Origin of the sequence: Mixta theicola, from assembly GCF_002895925.1 — a bacterium.
Lineage (GTDB): Bacteria > Pseudomonadota > Gammaproteobacteria > Enterobacterales > Enterobacteriaceae > Mixta > Mixta theicola.
Window position 1 is genome coordinate 89,064 of the sequence record NZ_NWUO01000004.1, and the last position, 19,252, is coordinate 108,315.

At 53.4% G+C, this 19,252-nt stretch carries 18 protein-coding genes; 10 read left to right on the forward strand and 8 right to left on the reverse strand.

Annotation, left to right across the window (positions count from 1 at the left end; genetic code table 11):
• Positions 1-8: 8 nt before the first annotated feature.
• Positions 9-1,334, forward strand: coding sequence for a c-type cytochrome (locus COO59_RS07040; RefSeq protein WP_103059304.1), 1,326 nt, complete (start codon positions 9-11; stop codon positions 1,332-1,334).
• 176 nt (positions 1,335-1,510) lie between these two features.
• A complete protein-coding gene (locus COO59_RS07045) occupies positions 1,511-2,167 on the forward strand; it encodes a hypothetical protein (protein ID WP_103059108.1) in 657 nt (218 codons plus the stop codon).
• A gap of 100 nt (positions 2,168-2,267) precedes the next feature.
• Here COO59_RS07045 and COO59_RS07050 read toward each other — a convergent pair whose 3' ends face one another.
• Together COO59_RS07050 and COO59_RS07055 are read right to left on the reverse strand one after the other, a co-directional pair.
• Positions 2,268-2,591: a cupin domain-containing protein gene (locus COO59_RS07050; protein WP_103059109.1), complete on the reverse strand. Its 324-nt coding sequence runs from the start codon at positions 2,589-2,591 to the stop codon at positions 2,268-2,270.
• 4 nt (positions 2,592-2,595) lie between these two features.
• Positions 2,596-3,780, reverse strand: a complete 1,185-nt coding sequence (locus COO59_RS07055) for an oligogalacturonate lyase family protein (protein WP_103059110.1) — start codon at positions 3,778-3,780, stop codon at positions 2,596-2,598.
• Between the two features lie 325 nt (positions 3,781-4,105).
• On the opposite strand from COO59_RS07055, the gene COO59_RS07060 reads away from it, so the two are divergent.
• Positions 4,106-4,744: an RpiB/LacA/LacB family sugar-phosphate isomerase gene (locus COO59_RS07060; protein ID WP_103059111.1), complete on the forward strand. Its 639-nt coding sequence runs from the start codon at positions 4,106-4,108 to the stop codon at positions 4,742-4,744.
• Positions 4,745-4,789: 45 nt separating this feature from the next.
• Here the strand turns inward: COO59_RS07060 and COO59_RS07065 are convergent, their stop codons facing one another.
• The 3 genes from COO59_RS07065 to COO59_RS07075 all read right to left on the reverse strand — a co-directional run bounded on the left by COO59_RS07065 (position 4,790) and on the right by COO59_RS07075 (position 8,421).
• Positions 4,790-5,569, reverse strand: a complete 780-nt coding sequence (locus COO59_RS07065) for a histidine phosphatase family protein (protein WP_103059112.1) — start codon at positions 5,567-5,569, stop codon at positions 4,790-4,792.
• A 56-nt stretch (positions 5,570-5,625) separates the two neighbouring features.
• The gene (locus tag COO59_RS07070; RefSeq protein ID WP_103059305.1) at positions 5,626-6,948 is read right to left on the reverse strand and encodes an OprD family outer membrane porin; all 1,323 of its coding nucleotides are present in this window, start codon (positions 6,946-6,948) and stop codon (positions 5,626-5,628) included.
• A 603-nt stretch (positions 6,949-7,551) separates the two neighbouring features.
• Positions 7,552-8,421 carry a nucleoside-specific channel-forming protein Tsx gene (locus tag COO59_RS07075; protein ID WP_103059113.1) on the reverse strand — a complete coding sequence of 290 codons (870 nt, stop codon included), beginning with the start codon at positions 8,419-8,421 and terminating at the stop codon, positions 7,552-7,554.
• Positions 8,422-8,866: 445 nt separating this feature from the next.
• Between COO59_RS07075 and COO59_RS07080 the strand changes: the two genes are divergently transcribed.
• From COO59_RS07080 to COO59_RS07110, 7 genes are all read left to right on the forward strand, one after another.
• Positions 8,867-9,448 carry a TetR family transcriptional regulator gene (locus COO59_RS07080; protein WP_103059114.1) on the forward strand — a complete coding sequence of 194 codons (582 nt, stop codon included), beginning with the start codon at positions 8,867-8,869 and terminating at the stop codon, positions 9,446-9,448.
• 12 nt (positions 9,449-9,460) lie between these two features.
• The gene (locus tag COO59_RS07085) at positions 9,461-9,817 is read left to right on the forward strand and encodes a helix-turn-helix domain-containing protein (RefSeq protein ID WP_103059115.1); all 357 of its coding nucleotides are present in this window, start codon (positions 9,461-9,463) and stop codon (positions 9,815-9,817) included.
• A gap of 328 nt (positions 9,818-10,145) precedes the next feature.
• Positions 10,146-10,328 carry a con-10 family general stress protein gene (locus COO59_RS07090; RefSeq protein ID WP_103059116.1) on the forward strand — a complete coding sequence of 61 codons (183 nt, stop codon included), beginning with the start codon at positions 10,146-10,148 and terminating at the stop codon, positions 10,326-10,328.
• Positions 10,329-10,639: 311 nt separating this feature from the next.
• Complete coding sequence (locus COO59_RS07095) at positions 10,640-11,146, forward strand: ferritin-like domain-containing protein (RefSeq protein ID WP_103059117.1); 507 nt, start codon at positions 10,640-10,642, stop codon at positions 11,144-11,146.
• A 72-nt stretch (positions 11,147-11,218) separates the two neighbouring features.
• The gene (locus COO59_RS07100; RefSeq protein ID WP_103059118.1) at positions 11,219-12,118 is read left to right on the forward strand and encodes a manganese catalase family protein; all 900 of its coding nucleotides are present in this window, start codon (positions 11,219-11,221) and stop codon (positions 12,116-12,118) included.
• A 107-nt stretch (positions 12,119-12,225) separates the two neighbouring features.
• Positions 12,226-13,134 (forward strand): LysR family transcriptional regulator, encoded by a 909-nt coding sequence (locus tag COO59_RS07105; RefSeq protein WP_103059119.1) that lies wholly within the window; start codon positions 12,226-12,228, stop codon positions 13,132-13,134.
• A gap of 92 nt (positions 13,135-13,226) precedes the next feature.
• On the forward strand, positions 13,227-14,444 hold the full coding sequence (locus COO59_RS07110) for an MFS transporter (RefSeq protein ID WP_103059120.1): 1,218 nt from the start codon (positions 13,227-13,229) through the stop codon (positions 14,442-14,444).
• Positions 14,445-14,629: 185 nt separating this feature from the next.
• Here the strand turns inward: COO59_RS07110 and COO59_RS07115 are convergent, their stop codons facing one another.
• The 3 genes from COO59_RS07115 to COO59_RS07125 form a co-directional block, all read right to left on the reverse strand.
• Entirely contained in the window at positions 14,630-14,881 is a 252-nt protein-coding gene (locus COO59_RS07115) for a bacteriocin immunity protein (protein WP_103059121.1), read from the reverse strand.
• 4 nt (positions 14,882-14,885) lie between these two features.
• Positions 14,886-16,307, reverse strand: coding sequence for an S-type pyocin domain-containing protein (locus COO59_RS07120; protein ID WP_103059122.1), 1,422 nt, complete (start codon positions 16,305-16,307; stop codon positions 14,886-14,888).
• 369 nt (positions 16,308-16,676) lie between these two features.
• A complete protein-coding gene (locus COO59_RS07125; protein ID WP_103059123.1) occupies positions 16,677-19,070 on the reverse strand; it encodes a glucose/quinate/shikimate family membrane-bound PQQ-dependent dehydrogenase in 2,394 nt (797 codons plus the stop codon).
• Positions 19,071-19,252: the final 182 nt, after the last annotated feature.

The window sequence follows — 19,252 nt, forward strand, 5'->3', positions numbered from 1 at the left end:
TGATGGCGATGAAAAAGGTATTACTGGCGCTGTGCCTGGCGGCGTCCGCCACTGGCGCTCTGGCGGCTGATAACCAGGGCGGCGATTTGATTAAGCGCGGTGAGTATCTGGCGCGTGCGGGCGACTGCGTCGCCTGTCACACCAGCAAGGATGGCAAGCCGTTTGCCGGCGGCCTGCCGATGGCAACGCCGATTGGCACTATCTATTCCACCAATATTACGCCAGATAAAGAAACCGGTATCGGCGACTACAGCTATGACGACTTCCAGAAGGCGGTACGTCACGGCATCGCGAAAAATGGCGATACGCTTTATCCGGCCATGCCTTATCCCTCTTACGCGGTGGTGAGCGATGAGGATATGCAGGCGCTTTACGCTTACTTTATGCACGGCGTGGCACCGGTCGCGCAGCAGAATAAAGAGAGCGATATTCCCTGGCCGCTGTCGATGCGCTGGCCGCTGTCCATCTGGCGCAATATTTTCGCGCCGGACGTGAAGGCGTTCCAGCCCAAAGCGGGCGAGGATAGAGAGCTGGCGCGCGGTCGTTATCTGGTAGAGGGTTTGGGCCACTGCGGCGCCTGCCACACGCCTCGCAGCATTACCATGCAGGAAAAAGCGCTGAGCGATGCGAAAGGCAGCGATTATCTTGCCGGCAGCAACGCGCCGATTGACGGCTGGACCGCCAGCAACCTGCGCGGTGATAACCGTGACGGTTTAGGACGCTGGAGCGAGGACGATCTGGTGCAGTTCCTGCGTACCGGACGTAACGACGACACGGCAGCCTTTGGCGGCATGACGGAAGTGGTAGAGCACAGTCTGCAGCACCTGAGCGATGAGGATATAAAGGCGATAGCGCGCTATCTGAAATCGCTGGGCGCAAAAGATCCGTCTCAGACCGGCTTCCAGCCGGATGACGCGGTAGCGCAGGCGCTGTGGAAAGGCGATGACAGCAAAGCGGGCGCGGCGGAATATGTCGATAGCTGCGCCGCCTGTCACCGTACCGATGGCCTTGGCTATAAGCGCTTTTTCCCGGCGCTGCGCGGCAATCCGGTAGTGCTGGCGGACGATCCGACGTCGCTTATTCATATCGTACTGACCGGCAGCACCTTGCCGGGCGTCCAGGGCGCGCCAAGTGCGGTAGTGATGCCGGGCTTTGGCTGGCGTCTGAACGATAAGCAGGTGGCCGACGTGGTGAACTTTATTCGCACCAGCTGGGGCAACCAGGCCGCGAAGCCGGTCACCGCGCACGACGTGGCCGATGTGCGTAAAGAATCGTTCGTGTCCGGGCAGCAGGGCAATATCGATATTGAAAAGCTGACACCTGCTACCCCTTAGGCCGCAGCGCGGCATCTTCTGAATAGCTGAAAGGGTTGTCTGCGGACAACCCTTTTTTTATAGCTAGCTTTCGCCAACTCCCTTTTGGTTAAAAATATATTAATCGCTTCTCATTGTGCCGATTGCGGCTCAATGTTAGAGATAATGCCTCTGGGAAAACCTTATATGGAGAAATGATGAACGGTGCTAATGGACAATTCCGTGCCGACCCCGCCAGCTTTCTGAGGCATTATGTCGTTAATAATGTGCGTTTTTTACAAATGATCGGCCATCCGGGCGCGTTGCCGCAGCTGCGTATGCTGCTAAATATGGCAGAAGCGCTTAAGGAGGCCTCATTCGATTTGGTCAGAAATGAGCTGGACGGTGGACGTTTCATTTATGATTTAACGCTGAGTAATCAGCAAGTTACCGGAGAAAGCGCCATCAACGGTTACTGGTGCCCCTTTATTCAGGGGACGGTGACGCCGGGATTTGTCGACGTTCCACGTCATAGCCCGGCTCATCGTTTCGTTTTTACCCCGGCGATGAACGGCTGCGCATTCTTTATCACGCCCTCCCCGAAAGGGGAAAGCTATTTTCGCGTTTATCACAACCAGCATCCGCACAACGCTGCGGTAAGGCAGCATATCGCGACTCATTGCGGCAGCGATCGGGTGCTGTCTACCTTCACCTTTGAAGATTACGGCACGGATGCGCATCCTAACGCCTTTAACTTCCTCTATTATCAAAACTCGCGCTGGATTTATATCAGCCAGCCGCAAACCATTAATATGGCTACACGTCAGGTGCTGCATCGACCCGGCGGCCGGGTGGTTACCGCCGTTGCGCTGTAAACAGCCATACTCATAAACAGGCCGGGGCAGATTCACAATCCCGGCCTGTTTCTATTCCGTTCGGGAAAGCCTGTTATATCCCGAACAGTTCAGATCACCCTCAGGAGAGGAAATCTTCGCGCTGTGGCGTAAAGGTATCCAGCAGCACGCCCGGTTCCAGGCAGACGCAGCCGTGAACCACATCGGGCTTTTTATACAGCGTATCGCCCGCGCTGACCTCATGGGTTTCGCCATCAATGGTGAATGCGAAGCGGCCCGACAGCACATAGGTGAGCTGCTCGTGCGGATGGTGATGCAGCGGCCCGACCGCATCTTTTTCAAACGTTACTTCCACCGCCATCATGCCGCCGCCGTGCGCCAGGATACGCCGCGTCACGCCGTTGCCCAGATCTTCAACCTGGGTTTGCTTTCTGAAAATAAACATTCCGTTATCCATCATCTTCGGGTTGGTTGAAAAAATCGGCGCGGATGGCGGCCAGATAAAGAGCGGGCTGCCCTTCATAATCGGTTGTAAACAGCACCTGGCGATCGTCCGGGGTAAAAGACGGATGCGGATGGGTTACCTGACGATCGCCATTTAGCACGCGCCATGAGCTGTTGTGCGCCGCCAGCGGACGATGACGGCGGCTTTTTACATCAAACAGCCACAGCATCGGGTCGTTTTCAATGGCATAGCCTTTGGTATCCTGCACATCCGCTGGCGTACCGGCGCCGTCTCCCACCAGTAGCGTACCGTTCTGATTGCTCATCAGGTGTGAGCAGGCGGGCATCGTCATTAAAACTTCATTATGCTGCGTCACCGGATCGTAGCGGCAGATTTCACGATCGGGACGATCCTTATGATAGGAGACGTAGATCAGCGCCGATCCGTCAGGCACCCAAAACTCATGGGTACAGCTTTCGCCTGGGGCATGATCTTTCACCTTGCGCATATTGTTGCCGTTCTCGTCGATCAGCCACATGCGGGCATCAACCCGATCGTGCGGGCCTTCATGACAGAAGGCGACGGTATGGTCATCGAAAGGACGATAAATAGGATGACCCAGCCACAGGCGCTGTTCCAGAATGGTTTCCGCTTCACCGGTGCGTAAGTCAACGCGCAGCAGACGGCAGCGCGGATTCTTTTCAAAGAAGGCTTTAAATATCTGCCAGTCGCTGAGCGGCTCCCAGTCCTCGCGATCGATTTCAATGCCGACCAGGCTGGTGCAATCGCTATTGGCAACCCAGGTCCCGTAGCCCACCCACGCCTGCGGCACGGTGTAAATCGTTACCTCTTCATAATTTTCCAGATCGACACGGCGTAGCTGGCGTTCGTTTTTAACGTAAAACAGATAGCGATCGTCCGGCGAGAGAAAGCCGCCAAAAGTATTATCGCCAGCGCCTTCCGTCAGCTGGGTGGCCTGCTGTTGCTGTAAGTCGAGCAGATAGTAGTTGCGGTGGCCATCGAACTCACCGGCAAACAGCAGCCTGCTGCCGTCGTTAAAAAAGCACTTCTGGTAGAAATAGTTGCGGTGACATAACACCTCAGGCGGCGTTAAACGCACCATTTCCGCACCGGTCTTCTCATCCTGAAAACGATAGAAGGGCAGATGCAGCTGACTTCCTTTTGCCATAGTTTTTCCTCCCGCCAGGGGTTAATAAAAAATGAAACACTGTTTCACATCGCTGAAAGCATACCCCGTTCGCGGCGGTTGCCGAGCACAGACTGAAGAAAACGCAAGAAGGATCACACAATTTTTTGCGCAGCGAAAAAACATGAGCTGGCTCGCAAAGGCGTTTGATAAAGCAGCCCCACTGCAGAAATGTGAAAACAGTCACAGCAAAAAGTTGAAGAGATCTCTATAAGAAACAGCTAATATTAATTTATGAAACGCTGTTTCATAATTATGAAGGCATAACCCCGGTCTGTTAACGAGCCAGGTAACAAGAGGATAAACAATGAAAATTGCTCTGATGATGGAGAACAGCCAGGCGGCAAAAAATGCCGTTGTGCTAAAAGAACTGCAGCAGGTCGCTAACGGTCTGGATTACCCGGTATTTAACGTGGGCATGAGCGATGAGCAGGATCATCATCTGACCTATATTCATTTGGGCATTATGGCCAGCATTCTGCTGAATGCAAAAGCGGTGGATTTTGTTATCGCTGGCTGCGGCACCGGGCAGGGCGCGCTGATGTCGCTGAACATTCATCCGGGCGTGGCCTGTGGTTACTGTATCGATCCGGCGGATGCGTATCTGTTTGCCCAGATTAATAATGGTAACGCGCTGGCACTGCCGTTTGCGAAAGGCTTTGGCTGGGGTGCGGAGCTGAACCTGCGCTTTATCTTTGAAAAAGCCTTTAGCGGTGAAAAAGGCCAGGGCTACCCGCCGGAGCGTAAAGAGCCGCAGGTACGTAATGCCGGTATCCTTAATCAGGTCAAAGCGGCGGTGGTAAAAGATAACTACCTTGATACGCTGCGCGCTATCGATCCTGAGCTGGTTAAAACGGCGGTCAGCGGTCAGCGTTTCCAGCAGTGTTTCTTCGAAAACTGCCAGGATAAAGAGATTGAAAACTTTGTCCGTGAGGTGCTGGGTTAACGGTATGCCGTTTCAGGCCAGCATTGGCTGGCCTGTAGCCTTCCCTTATGGCGCGAGCTGCGCTTTACCCGCCTCGACATACTGCATATTGCCGATTTCCGTTACCTTCAGCGCGCCTTGCTGATAAACCAGCTTAACGACGGCGGCGTTCGCCAGCGGCTGATTTTTACGTGCGTCATCGGTCAGATCGGCGATCATCGCCAGAATTGCAGCGCCTGAAGAGACCACCAGCACATTCTTCTCACCGCGCTCTTGCGCATTTTTAATGGTGGTGCGCAACGCGGACTGCATCCGCATTTTCACCTCTCCGCCGCGCTCCGCCAGCTTTTCCTGGTCAACGTCGGCGATCTCATCCAGATATTGTTCAAGCGTTAGCTTGCCCTGTTTCATTTCGGCAAAAAGCTGGCTGATGTCGGACAGGCCTCTTTTTTTTACCACCGCGCCGATCATTTCATGATTGGGCAGCCCCTCGAAGCCGCCGAAAAAGACCTCGCGTAGCGCCTTTATTTCCGTTGTCGGGATGGAGCGATCGCTGCGGGCGGCGCGGATGATCTGCATGGTTTCTCGCTGGCGGCCCGCGTCGCCAGAGTAGTAGCTGTCGAAGGGAATAGTTTTTAAGCCTTCTCCCAGATAGCGCGCCACCTGCACCCCTTCATCCGTCAGCGGAGAATCGGCCCAGCCCTGCACCCGATCCAGGGTATTAAGCCAGGTTTTGCCGTGGCGGGCGAACCAGACGGTAACGGCGTCAGGATCGTCTGCCAGCGGCGCAGCGGCGCTGGCGCCACAGGTTAAAAGCAGCATAAAAATAGCTATCCATTTTTTCATCACGAACTCCTTTCAGAACAGAACAAAGATATTTATGTCGCGCCTGTCCGCGCGGTTTACAGCAGCTTAAACCGGTAATCGATAATGATTTCACCTGACAACGTATGCGAACGGCGGTAATCGCCGTGATGCAGGAGTGGCGTGCGGTTAACATTTTTGTAGGACCAGCCCGGACCAAACATTACCCACACGCTAAGATCTTTCAGCGCGGGATATGAAGGCGACCAGCGGCCATAAAGGCTGACTTCGCCGCTCCATATGTTCAAACCCTGATAGCGGATATTGCCGGCATTAACCGCTACGCCGCCCAGCAGCGCTGGCGTAAACTGGTAGTCGGTCATGGTGGCCACCATCAGCTCTTTATCACGCAGGTAATCATCACCGGCGCTGGCCAGCGAGATGAAATTGCCGAAGGAGTGGCGGCTCATATGACGGGGATAGAGGCCCACCGCATCTTTTTTCTCCGCGCGGGTATAGCTAAGCCCCCAGCGGGAACGGAATTTATCCTCTTTCCAGCTCATTTCCAGCGCGTAATGATTGGCGCCACGATCGAAATCACGCTGCTGCGCGGGCATGGCACGATAAGCGTCCAGCGCGCGGGTCAGATAGAGCTGACTGCCCACGGAGAGATGTGGCGTAACGTCGCTGCTTAGAAAGAGATGCTGCCGACGCAGATAGCCGTCGCTTTCGCCCGCGCCGTACTTTAACGTTACGCTGTCGCCGTTATAGATAATTTCGCCAGTGGCAATATAGGCAATATGCTTGCCGCTATTGGTTTTAAAATGCAGCTGTTCAGGTGAGCTGCGGTCGACAGAACGGCTGACGTATGCGGCGCGCAACTGCGTATCGCCAAGTTCGGCAACGCCGTTCCAGCCAAGATAGGTAATTGGAGAGAGGCGCCATGAAGTGTTAATGACGCCAAAATTCGGCAGGCTTTCCCAGCCGCCGTGTAGCTCGCTTTTCAGCGTACCGTCGCCCAGTTTCAGCTTAACGTAGCGCTGACTAAATTTGCTAAAGCCCTGCGCGTTGCTCTTTTTATTCTCCTGGCCCGCCTTATAAAGAATTCCACGCGTATTAAAATAGTCGCTGGCCCCCAACTTAACCGCGCCATAATAAGAGAGATCAAAACCGATAAGATCGGCGAAGTAGCCTGACTTATAGTCCAGCACCACGCCCTGTCCCCAGGCGGCATGTACGGTTTTGGGATTCGCGCCGTCCTCCTTCAGGTATTTCCAGTGATTACGTAGTAAAAGCGCCAGCGAACTGTCGCTAAAAAAGGGATCGCTTAATAACTGATGCGGTAAATGGTTATTTTTATCCTGGGCCTGGCAAAACGCAGGAAAGATTAACGCGATTATCGCTATGTTTTTTATTTTCATATTTCCCTCGGTAGCTGCAATAAAAATGCAATGCGGCATCCGCCCTGATAAAAGGGCGACGGTTAAAACGATTTTTATTATGTAGCGCTGATTAATATTAATAATGGTTTTGTTATCATTCCATTTCCCTGGCTATCGCCTGCCGGTTTGCAATAAATATAAAAAAACCTACCTTATATGCCGCGCTAAACGGTCTGTTAAAACCGCTGCACGAATAAAGATAGGTTTTGCCTGTTTAAAACAGTGACAATCCATGTTGCCGCTACGCTAACACAGCTTATTTGAAAAGCGAAAGGCTAATGTTTTTATTATGGTTAACAATGTGACCCGCTTCATATTTAAACGGCTTAAGATAAATTATAGATATTTTTTAATTAAAGGCGTTACGTGGCGGGGTAATTTTTTATATTTAAGGGTTGTATGAAATTGCGCGATGGCGGGCTAAGGTTATTCGCCAGAGAAATGCTTCGTTATTAACGAGTAGCATACTGATTATTATGGCAGGCAAAGGGAGAGAGATAATAACGCGTAAAAGAAAGGGTAAATATTATGGTGAAAAGACGAACCGTGGGGCAGAAGCCAGCGGCCGCTGCCCCAGCATCATTAGAAGTTGTAACCCACCACCAGGTAATAACCCCAGCCGGTAGATTTCACTTCAAACGGGCCATCGCCAAAGTTCAGGTTGGCGCCGTCCGCCCACTGACCGCCGTTGTGGAAGTAACGCGCCACAACCGAGTAGTGCCAGTGATCGTAGCCCAGCGCCAGAATATGGCTGGAGGCGATAGAGTTGCTGGTGCGGGAAGCGCCCGGCGTTTTATCAGCCAGATCGGAGCCCCAGTCAAAGTTGGTAAAACCGATATAGCTCAGGTTGCCGCCCCACAGCGTGGTGATCGGCAGGAAATATTTCACTTTAAAGCGATAGCCATCCCAGCTGTTTTCATTCGCCGCGCCGTAGTTTTCCCACTGATATTTGGCGTAAACGTTAAGCGACAGACCCAGTTTAGTATGGGTATCAATATCGGTGCCCAGGCCCATATACCAGGTATTCTGGCGGTTATCGCTGTTATGGCCCATGTCGTAAACATAGTTATTGGCGAAATACCACTCTTTGAAGGGGCCGAAGCTCAGATCGGTGCCGGTCAGCTTATCGATAGAGAAACGTGGTTCAATTTCCATAAACAGCGGTGAGCCGTTGTCCCAAATACCTTGCTGATAGCTGTTTGCCGCGCCGAAGAAATTTGGAATGTCCACGTAGCCATAAAAATCAAACCAGTCTTTATGGGCAAAGGCTTCATATTCCAGATAAACGTCGTTGTTCAGATGCGGTCCGAAGCGGGTGTGGTTGCTGCCTACCACGTTAACGCTCTGATGCCACCAGTCAGATACATAGGTTGCATCGTTGGTTTGCGCCTGAGAAGTGACGCTGTATGACGCTGCCAACAGCGCGCCTGCCATCAACATTTTATTTTTCATTGGTTACCACATGCTTAAAGGCCTCTCTGTTGAGTCAGAGAAGACTGCGAATCAGTGTCCATTGCTGGACGGGAAGGTGTTGTTACATGCCACTCCGGGGAAGACGTACGGGTACGTCGCGGCAGCCCGCATAGGTTGCCTGTATCCTGCGGATAGAAAATAGATATTGCTCACGTTTGTCAAAGTTTGTTTCATTTTGATTCAGTTGTTTTGTGACATGGATCACTATTGTTCGCGCTGTGTGTTAAAAAATCGACAGAAAAGGCCTTTTGAATGGTAAGCAATCGCTTTCGTCCTGTACGCAAACGATTAGCCAGAGGGGAATGCCGCAGTGGATGAATGGCAGAACGTGACAGATTGCTTTGAACAGGTGTTCAGAAAATTTATTGAACGTATGTTCAAAACCATGCACACTGCAGGCGGTTAAATTTCATGGAACAAAGGAATGGGATATTTAAAAGCGGATGTGCGGGCTGAGCTATTGTTAAACGCCGCTATAAAAGTGATGCAAAGCGAAGGATACGCGGCGGTTACCGCACGCAAAATCGCGCAGCAGAGCGGGGCGGCGGTGGGACATATCAACCGCCATTTTGCCTCCTTGAGCCAGCTAAAGTGCCAGGCATTTCTCGCTATCGTTCATGAAAAATCGGCGGAGCATAAGGCTGTCAGCGAAGCGCTGAGCGGTACAGAAGCGGTACTGGCGCTGTTGGATGCCGGTGATAAAAAAACGCGCGATATAGAAATTTGGCGTGAGGTTTCGGTGCTGGCCCATCAGGATCGTGCGCTGCATGAGATCTTCGTGTATGCGCTTAATCTTTGGCACAGTATGCTCAGCGAGGTCATCAGGCACAATCATCTGCGCTGTCATGATACCGCGCCGGCCACGGCCTGGCGTTTGATCGCGCTGGTGCTGGGGCAGGATTTACTGGCCATGCACAACGTGATTGACGGTGATGAAAGCGTTCTGCGCGGCAATTTGCTCCATCTTATTCAGCTGGAATTACTACCTGATACGTCCGCACGGTAAAGGGAGAAAATCATGAGCGTAAGCGCGGCAAGCGAAAAGATGTTCACCTATGGCGTGATCCGTGAACTGATGCGCTGGATAGAAAGCAATCCGCATCGGCGTATCACTGCGGATGAGTGTGCGGAAAAGACCGGCTATTCAAAATGGTATCTTCAGCGTTACTTTCACGCGGTTACCGGAAAAACGCTGGCGGCTTTCTGCCGTGAAAAGCGCCTGATCGCCTCAGCACGTATGCTGGTAGAAGATGACGTCACCATTGAATATGTCGCTGTACAGCATGGTTTTTCTTCTCATGATACTTTTCATAAAACTTTTGTTCGTCACTACGGAATGACGCCCGGCGAATTCCGCCAAAAGTGTCGCGAATAATCTATGGCCGGTAAATGCTGACCTGATGACAAATAAAGTTACCTTTCATTTAACTTATATAAAAATTGGGCACTTCTCATGCTGATTGCCGTTTCGTTTGTTAACGGCGCTGCGCTTATTTAATTTTTGCATCGGATTGTAATTAAATCTTTCAAAACCGATGGCTTATTGGTGGGTTCTTTTTAATTTCAACCGTTTATTGCCGCTGCGTTTGGCGTTTGCTTTCTTCAGCCCATCGACTAAATTTATAGCCGTAGTCGCGAATATTCTTTTCCACTACCGAAGTACTGGATAAGAATATTATTTATGAAATATTGAGGAAAATACTATGACTGAACATCGTGGCAATCCGGGTAACTTTGCTGAAGACCGTGAAAAAGCCTCTGAAGCAGGTAAAAAGGGCGGTCAGCATAGCGGCGGTAATTTCAAAAATGACCGCGAAAAAGCCTCTGAAGCAGGCAAAAAAGGCGGACATAACAGCCACGGCGGCGGTCGGCCTTCCGGCAGCTAACAGGTTAGCTGATTAACCCGTGATTTATTAACCCCCGGCACGTTCTGCAGAGCGCGCCGGGGGTTTATTATTTGCTGGCCCTTATATGAATATCTTTACCTTCTGCTTTCTATTGCATTAACAAAAACGTAACGCAAATTTTTTTGCGTCAGGGTTGTTAATTGCTGTTTCGCTGCCTACGCTTTTTAAGTGTTGATTTTAAAGTTCTCTGGACTTTTTATCAGTGAATAATCTTATAGAGATAATTCTGACGTTGCGTTGGTTGATTACGTTGGGCTTATTTTCTGACTCACTTATCACGAGGTGAAAGTATGACTTATCAGGAAAACTATCTCAGCTGGCTGCGTGACGCGCATGCAATGGAAAAACAAGCAGAAGAAATGCTGGAGAAAATGTCTTCGCGCCTGGAGCATTACCCCGACCTTAAGGCCCGTCTTCAGCAACACATCGAAGAAACACGCCAGCAGCAGCAAATGCTACAGCAGGTTATCGATCGCCAGGATACTTCTAACTCCACCATGAAAGATATTATGGGGAAAGTGACGGCGATGGGCCAGGCGATGGGCGGCATGTTCGCCTCCGATGAAGTCGTGAAAGGCGCGATTAGCGGCTACGTCTTTGAGCAGTTCGAAATTGCCTGTTATACCTCGCTGATTGCCGCGGCTGAACTGGCTGGCGATAGCGAAGGTGCGCGCGTATTCGAGCAAATCCGCGAGCAGGAAAAAGCAATGGCTGACTGGGCACTGAACCATCTGCCTGATGTTACCGAGCAGTTTATGGCGCGTTCCGCACAGCCAGACACCGAAGCAAAAAAATAATCTCAAAGCCAGCAATGGCATTTCACTGCATCGAGGTTGCCAGCGTTGGCAACCTCTATAGAGGAGTGAGCAATGTTCAGACATGTTAAACAATTACAGTACACGGTACGCGTAGCCGAACCTAACCCAGGGCTGGCAAATCTACTGCTTGAGCAGTTTGGCGGACCGCAGGGTGAACTCGCTGCCGCCTGCCGTTATTTCACCCAGGGCCTTGGCGATGATGATGCCGGACGTAAAGATATGCTGTTGGATATCGCAACGGAAGAGCTGAGCCATCTTGAAATTATCGGTTCTCTGGTAGGGATGCTGAACAAAGGCGCGAAAGGCACGCTGGCTGAAGGAACCGAACAGGAAGCTGAGCTTTATCGTTCGTTGACCGGTCACGGTAACGATAGCCATACTACCGCGCTGCTGTACGGTGGCGGGCCGGCGCTGACGAACTCTGCTGGCGTACCCTGGACCGCAGCCTATATTGATACCATTGGCGAAGTTACCGCCGATCTACGCTCTAATATCGCTGCAGAAGCGCGGGCAAAAATCATCTATGAACGACTGATCAACCTGACGGACGATCCGGGCGTCAAAGATGCGCTGGGCTTTCTGATGACGCGTGAAGTGGCGCACCAGATCTCTTTTGAGAAAGCGCTGTACGCGATTCGTAATAACTTCCCGCCGGGCAAACTGCCGCCGATTGAGAAATACTCCAACACCTATTTCAATATGTCTGAAGGCGGTGAAGTACGCGGTAGCTGGAATTCGGATGAGAACTTCGATTATGTTGCGGATCCTCAACCGGCGGTTGACGGCGGCGACGGCCTGGCATCGGTAATGCTGTCGGAGCAGGAAAAAGCCGCCCTCGAAAGCATGGCGTTACGTACCCGTTCTAACCCGGATATTGATCCCACCACCGGGACTGAGCTGGGTTCGCAGCAGATAACTGACGACGCGCAAAAATCCAAGCCGAAAAAATAAGCCTCTCCTGAGCCGCCTGCGGGCGGCTCGGTTTTTCTCTGTTTCCCCCGCTGGTGTTTTTCCCCTCTTTTTGTCAGGCTGTCCGTCACTTGCTGTCGGGAGTCCTTATGCAACCGCTGGAAAATATTACCGCAATGATGGTTTTTGCCCGCGTGGTGGAAACGCTGAGTTTCACCGAGGCAGCGAATAGCCTTGGCCTGTCTAAATCTTTTATCAGTAAAGAGATTGCACAGCTGGAGATCCGGCTTGGCGTTAAGCTGCTGGAGCGCACCACCCGACGCATGGCGGTAACCGAAGTTGGACGCGCCTGGTATCAGTTTTGCGCCCGTGCCTTGCAGGAGGCGCAGGGCGCCGATGCTTTTATTCGTGACTATCATCAGCAGCCTGCCGGTAATCTGAGCATCATTGCGCCGGTTAATTATGGCCGACGGTATATCGTGCCGCCGCTCAATGCCTTTGTTGCGCAGCATATCCATGTGCAGGTCGATCTTGATCTCACCGATCGGCCGGTTGATTTACAACACGATCGTTACGATTTGGCGATTGTGGTCGGACAAACGCCGCCGGCTGCCGCTTTTCATCTGCTTTCGCCGATAGAATGGGGTTTGTTCGCCGCGCCTGATTATCCCGCCGCGCAAACGCCCGTTACCCATCCGCAGCAGCTGCCGCGCCATGACTATCTGCTGTTTCGCGGGCCGGCGCATACGCTGTCGTTGCCGTTTCGTCAGGGCAAGCAAAAGCTCAATATTGATGTTCACAGCCGCTTTCGTATCAATAACAGTGAGGCACTGCTGAGCGCAGCCATTGCCGGTGCCGGCATCGCTTATCTTCCCTGCTATATCACCCGCGCCGCGCAACGGCAGCAGCAGCTGGTGCGCCTGCTGCCGGACTGGCGGATGGATGATTACTATAGCTATCTGGTGGTACGTCAGCCTGAGCGTCCGCGTGCGCTGGTAGCGATGTTTTGCCAGCAGCTACAGGCTGCGCTGGCGCCTGCGGATTGTTTCTCACCGTAAACAAAAGCGGGCGGCTGGAGAACTTTCTGCGTCACCGTCGGGATAATGCCTGCGGCTTGCTAGCATGGCTGTCTGACGATAAGGAGAAAAAGATGATCCGTTCTCAACGCGGTGAGCAAGATCCGGCGCAGTACTGGCGACGCAATTTATGGGTTTGCATGGCGGGCTCTTTTACCACGCTGGTGGCGATGACGCTGCTGCTGCCTTTTCTGCCGCTGTACGTGGCGGAGCTAGGCGTGAGCGATCCGGCTGCGATTGCCCGCTGGTCTGGCTTAGCCTATGGCGCAACCTTTTTTACCGCTGCGCTGACCGCGCCGCTGTGGGGCAGGCTGGCGGATCGTTACGGACGCAAGCTTATGCTGATCCGCGCCAGCTTAGGCATGGCGGTGGCGATGGCGCTGATTGGCATGGCGGGCGCGCCCTGGCAGCTGGTGGCGCTGCGTCTGCTGGCGGGGCTGCTGGGCGGCTATGCCTCTGGCTCGACCATTCTTATCGCCTCGCAAACGCCGAAAGCCCATGTCGGCTGGGCGCTGGGAATGCTTTCCTCTGGCATTATGGCGGGCAACGTGGTCGGGCCGTTAATCGGTGGCTTATTACCGCCGCTGATTGGCATCCGCGCGACCTTCTGGCTGGCGGGGGCGGTGATCTTTTTAGCCTTCCTCGCGACCTGCCTGTTATTAAAAGAAGCGCCGCGGCCCACAGCGCAGCAGCGTTCTCCGTCGTCCGTCAGGCTTAACCTGCGCAGCGGTATTCTGCCGCTGATGCTACTGACCGGTATGCTGCTGATCTTCGCCAATATGTCCGTAGAGCCGATCGTAACGCTTTACGTGGCGCAGTTTGTTCATCAGGCGCACCGGATCACGCTGGTTGCCGGTATCGTGATGGCAGCGGCGGCGCTGGGCAGCATTATCTCAGCGGCCTGGCTGGGACGGCTGGCCGATCGCATCGGTCACTGGCCGGTGTTAATTGGCGGGCTGTTTGCCGCCGCGTTATTACTGATCCCGCAGGCATTTATCACCAGTGCCTGGCAGCTGGTGGTGCTGCGCTTTTTGATGGGCATCGCGCTGGGCGGCCTGTTGCCCTGTATTGCCAGCCTGATACGTCATCATGTCGCTAATGAGCAGGTGGGCAGGGCGCTGGGATGGTCCACCTCGGCGCAGTATGTGGGGCAGGTCTGTGGGCCGCTGTTTGGCGGCATTGTCGGCGGCTGGCTGGGTATGCGCGTGGTATTTCTCGCCACCGGCGCGATCATGGGAGCAGGCGCGCTGTATAACTTCTACCGCATGCGCAGGACAGGAGGAAAAGCGTAAGTCCGTCGTGCAGTGATTTATCTTGCCAGGCAGAGGATGCCACATAACTAGTTGAAATGGCTTATTTTTAGTCGGTCATTATGGGCTGTTTGCTGCGGATTAGTTTAATAAGAGAATGAGGCCCTCTAAAACCCAGGTATACAGGTTAAAACGCCATCCGGACGGATGGCGTAGAGGTTAATCAGTTATTCGACTTGCTTAAAACCGGGCTTGCCGTTTTTAGCCCGCCATTCTTTGATTGTTTTTAATACCCCTTCTGGGCTGTCCTCCCCGGAAGGATAAAAAAGGATGTCTGTTCTGTCAGGATGTTCGGAAGCATTTACGATTTCATAAACAATTGCATCACGTTCTCCTTCACTTTTAAATCCACCTCTGTAAACAGAAATGATTAATTCAAGGAATTCTTTCTCGGTATAATCGCTATATTTTTTAGCCATAACATTAACTCTTCTTTTCTGAGTGGATTTTTATATGCCGCTTTGGTGACACTACTCCAAGGTTATCAACATCATATACAGCACCTAATTCCACGATTGGTTTAATATGATGTATTTCATATTTATCTCGTCCTCCGACTTGTTCTCCTCTGGGTGGGAAAGGAGCAAGACCATCCTGCATACCTACTAAGTTACCTTTGTTAAACTGCTGAGCTAAACCAGGATCTTTACCTACCTCCAGCCAGAAGGCCCGGCGGAATGCGTCAAAACTTGCAAACTCGCGCCCGCGCAGTTTATTTGCAATCTGCTCCGGAACGGGTGCGCCTGTTCCCTCTCCGGCTTTATGCAGCCATTTATCGCCCACGGCTTCGCCTTTCCCTGTCACTACGCCCGGCATATTCCGCGGGCTGCTTACCACCACATAGACCGGCTCGACGCCGGTGCCTGCGGCATCCGGTCGCCAGTAGATAAAATCCCGCCATACCACGCTGTCCGCAGCGGGCGTGGTGATAATCACCGGATTTTCCACCGGCTTCACTTCCGTACCGGTATGTACCGGCGTTACCGGCACCGGCTGGTGGTTGCCGGTATTTGAAGGCGCCGTCGGGTTTATCAAAATGGTCAGCTCCGGCGCATCCGCCGTGGCCGGTAGCGTAATCCGGTCCAGTCCGGTTACCGGGTCGCGGACTGGCCGCAGCACAGGTACCTCCGGCGACAGGCCGCTGCTGCCGGTGCTATGCAGCGTCAGCGAGATGCCATCGTTATCCACCGTCAGCGCGCTGCGCGCTGGCAACTGTGCCGTTTCCGCGCCAGGTTTTAACCCCCGGTTTGCCCCTGACATGGCGTTCAGCGGCAGAGAGAGCGCCAGCGGCACCCGGTCGCTGCCTTTTCCCACCTCAGGGGACCAGAGCAACAGCGATGCCGCGTTCAGGCGGGCCCCGACGGCACTTACCGTTGCCACGCGGCTCAGCTCGCTCCATGCGCGGGAAAGGGCGTTCACTACGCTGCCCGCAATAGCCATCGCGCCCCGACCTGCCACGGCCAGCTGTGCCTGCCCGGCGGCGTTTCCCAGTGCCAGCGCTCCGGCGGCTTCCATCGCCGCCTGCGCAGCGTCTACCATCGGCAACGTATAGTGCGGCAACGGAGCAAAGCCCGTCAGCTCGGCGATGGCAGCACGCCGCTCCTTTTCTGTAGCGAAGCATATCGCCACGCCCCACTCGTCACCGCGATCCATGGTCCATGTCCATGAAAGCGGTTCAAACCAGGTCAGAAAGCAGGGTTTGTATTGTGAGGCGAACTGAAATTGCCCGTTGCCGAGATGCTTACATAGCCCGGTATCTACCGGCTGCGCCTCCGTGCGGCTGGCCGCAGCATCCGCGCCGTGCGCCTCCGCATTCGCCGCAACAGGGCGATTTCCATCATTCATAACAAATACCTCTTTGACGTAAATAAGATCGAATAAGAAACAAATAACTGTATGTATATACAGTAAAATGAAATCTACAGGGATCGAATAACCACGTCAATAAAGAGGTCTTTCATTTGAAGACATGGGTAATACACTGATTTTTAAAGGTCTGAAAAATGCAGGGCGAACAGCAGCGCGATCTCGGAAGGGATGATTACAGAAGCGCAAAGAGAGGGGTGGCGTTTCGGGCGTTCGCTGAGCCGTTCGTTATCCAACATCGGGTTTTAACAGGCAAAGGGCGGACAAAAAAAGGCCGTAGCGTCAGACGCTACGGCCTTTGGTCAACTTAGCTGGCCCGCTATAACCGCCGCGAGCTAATTACAGATCTTATTTCTGATCCGGCAGCGCGTAGGCAATGATGTAATCACCCATTTTGGTGCCGAAAGAACCGTGACCACCGGCAGCAATCACCACGTACTGCTTACCGTTTGCTTCATAGGTCATCGGCGTTGCCTGACCACCCGCTGGCAGGCGTCCTTCCCACAGCTTCTCACCGGTATTGGTGCTGAAAGCGCGCAGGTAGTTATCCGCCGTTGCCGCGATAAACAATACCTGACCCGCCGTGGTTACCGGGCCGCCCAGCATTGGCATACCCATTTTGAACGGCAGGGGAAGCGGCGCGCTATCGCGGACGGTACCGATACGTTTTTTCCATACCACTTGTTTGGTTTTCAGATCCAGCGCGGAGATATAACCCCAGGCTGGCTGTTTGCACGGCAGACCAAACGGAGACAGGAACGGATTCAGTTCCACACCATACGGCACGCCGTACTGCGGCTGAATACCGGTTTCGGTGCCCGAACCGCCTTTACTGTCGGCTGACGGTTCAATTGGGTTACCTGGACCACGCGGAACCAGTTTAGAAACGAACGGCAGCGCCATCGGGTTAGCAATCGCGATCTGACGGTTAGTATCTACTGCGATACCGCCCCATTCAAACATGCCGAGGTTGCCTGGGAATACCAGGGTGCCCTGCTCAGACGGCGGTGTGAACGGACCTTCATAGCGCAGACGATGGAAGATAACGCGGCACACCAGCTGATCGAACATGGTGGAGCCCCACATATCCTTGCCCGACAGATGATCTTTCGGACGGTATGTCAGCTCTGAGTAAGGCTGGGTTGGCGACAGGCGATCGCCTTTTGCCGGGCCTTGCGGAACCGGAGTTTCCGGCGCAGGCACCACCAGTTTACCGTTGCGGCGATCCAGCACGAAGATGTTACCGGTTTTCGCCGGAGCGTAGATTACCGGGACGGTGTTGCCATCTTTATCGGTAATGTCAGCCAGCGTCGGCTGGGACGGCAAGTCCATATCCCACAGATCGTGGTGGACGGTCTGATAAGACCATACCAGCTTACCGGTGGTGGCATTCAGAGCCAGAACGCTACTGGCGTAACGCTCCTGTTCCGGCGTACGGTTACCACCCCAGATGTCCGGCGTTGTGACGCCAGTCGGCAGGTAAACCATATCCAGTTTGGCGTCATAAACCGCAGGCGCCCAGGAGTTAGGTGAGTTCGGTACGAAGCTTTCACCGTCTGCCGGGATGGCATTCGGATCTTTCGCGCCCGGATCGAACACCCACAGCAGCGCACCGGTATTCACGTCGAAGCCGCGAATAACGCCTGACGGTTCATGCGTAGAGTAGTTATCGGTTACCGCACCTGCCATAACAATCACTTTATCGGTGATAATCGGCGGAGAGGTTGGCTCGTAAGCACCCGCTGTGGTTACCGGCTGTTTATGCTGCAGATTCAGCTCGCCATTGTTGGCGAAGTCCGGACAGCGTTTACCCGTTTCGGCATCCAGCGCGAACAGACGACCGTCGTTTACCGGCAGGATAATGCGGCGTGCGCACAGCGCAGGCGCAGCAGTACCGGCATTGGCAGCGGCAGGCGTTTCATGGTAGGAAACACCACGGCAGGTTACGTGCTGGAAAGTTGGGTTTGGCTTAAGGCCTGGATCAAATTTCCACTTCTCTTTACCGGTAGTCGCATCCAGCGCAAACAGAATCTGGTGTGCGGTACACAGGTAAAGCGTGTCGCGGACTTTAATCGGCGTCACTTCATTGGTGATTTCACCCGGATCGTTTGGCGTTTTCACATCGCCGGTACGGAAGGTCCAGGCAACCTGCAGGTCTTTTACGTTCTTCTCGTTGATTTGGGTCAGCGGAGAATAACGGGTACCTGCCTGATCGCGGCCATAGGCCGGCCAGTCGCCCGGTGGGATAGCGCTGTCAGCCGCAGCCGGTGCCGCTTGTTGTGTGGTTGGCAGCGTGCCGTTGATTTCCTGCGGATCGTTGAACACCGCCCATACCAGCGCAATAACGCTGATAATCAGGCTTAGGCCTACCAGGGAAGCGCCCGCTTTGCCGTTATGAGTCTGCGTAATGCCGCGATATACGAACGGCAGCAGCAGCCAGATACCGAAAATAACCCACACGTCGGTACGCGGCGTCAGCGCCCAGAAGTCGAAGCCGACTTCCCATACCGCCCAGACTAACGTGCCGAGCAGCAGCAGAGCATACACCACCAGTGCGGCGCTGTGACGACGATATAACAGAAACGCCGTTACCAGCATCGCAATGCCGCTAATAACGTAGTACCAGCTACCGCCTATCGTTGAGAGCCAAAGCCCGCCAATCAGTAAATACGCGCCGCAAAGCACAGCGAATAACACGGTGAGAAGCCGTATCACGCGTAAAGATGAGGATTCTTTCCCCATAATTTAGTCCTCTTGAGTGTTGCCATAAACTAAAGTAAACAACCAGCCTGGTTGTATACCAGCAGATAAAGTACGGGTTTGCGGTGTTCCTGATATTGCTCTTCCTGTGAGCAAAATGATCCTGATGCGTTAAATTTTATATGAATAAGCGTTACAAGTTTCGATTTTTTTGGCAGGAATTA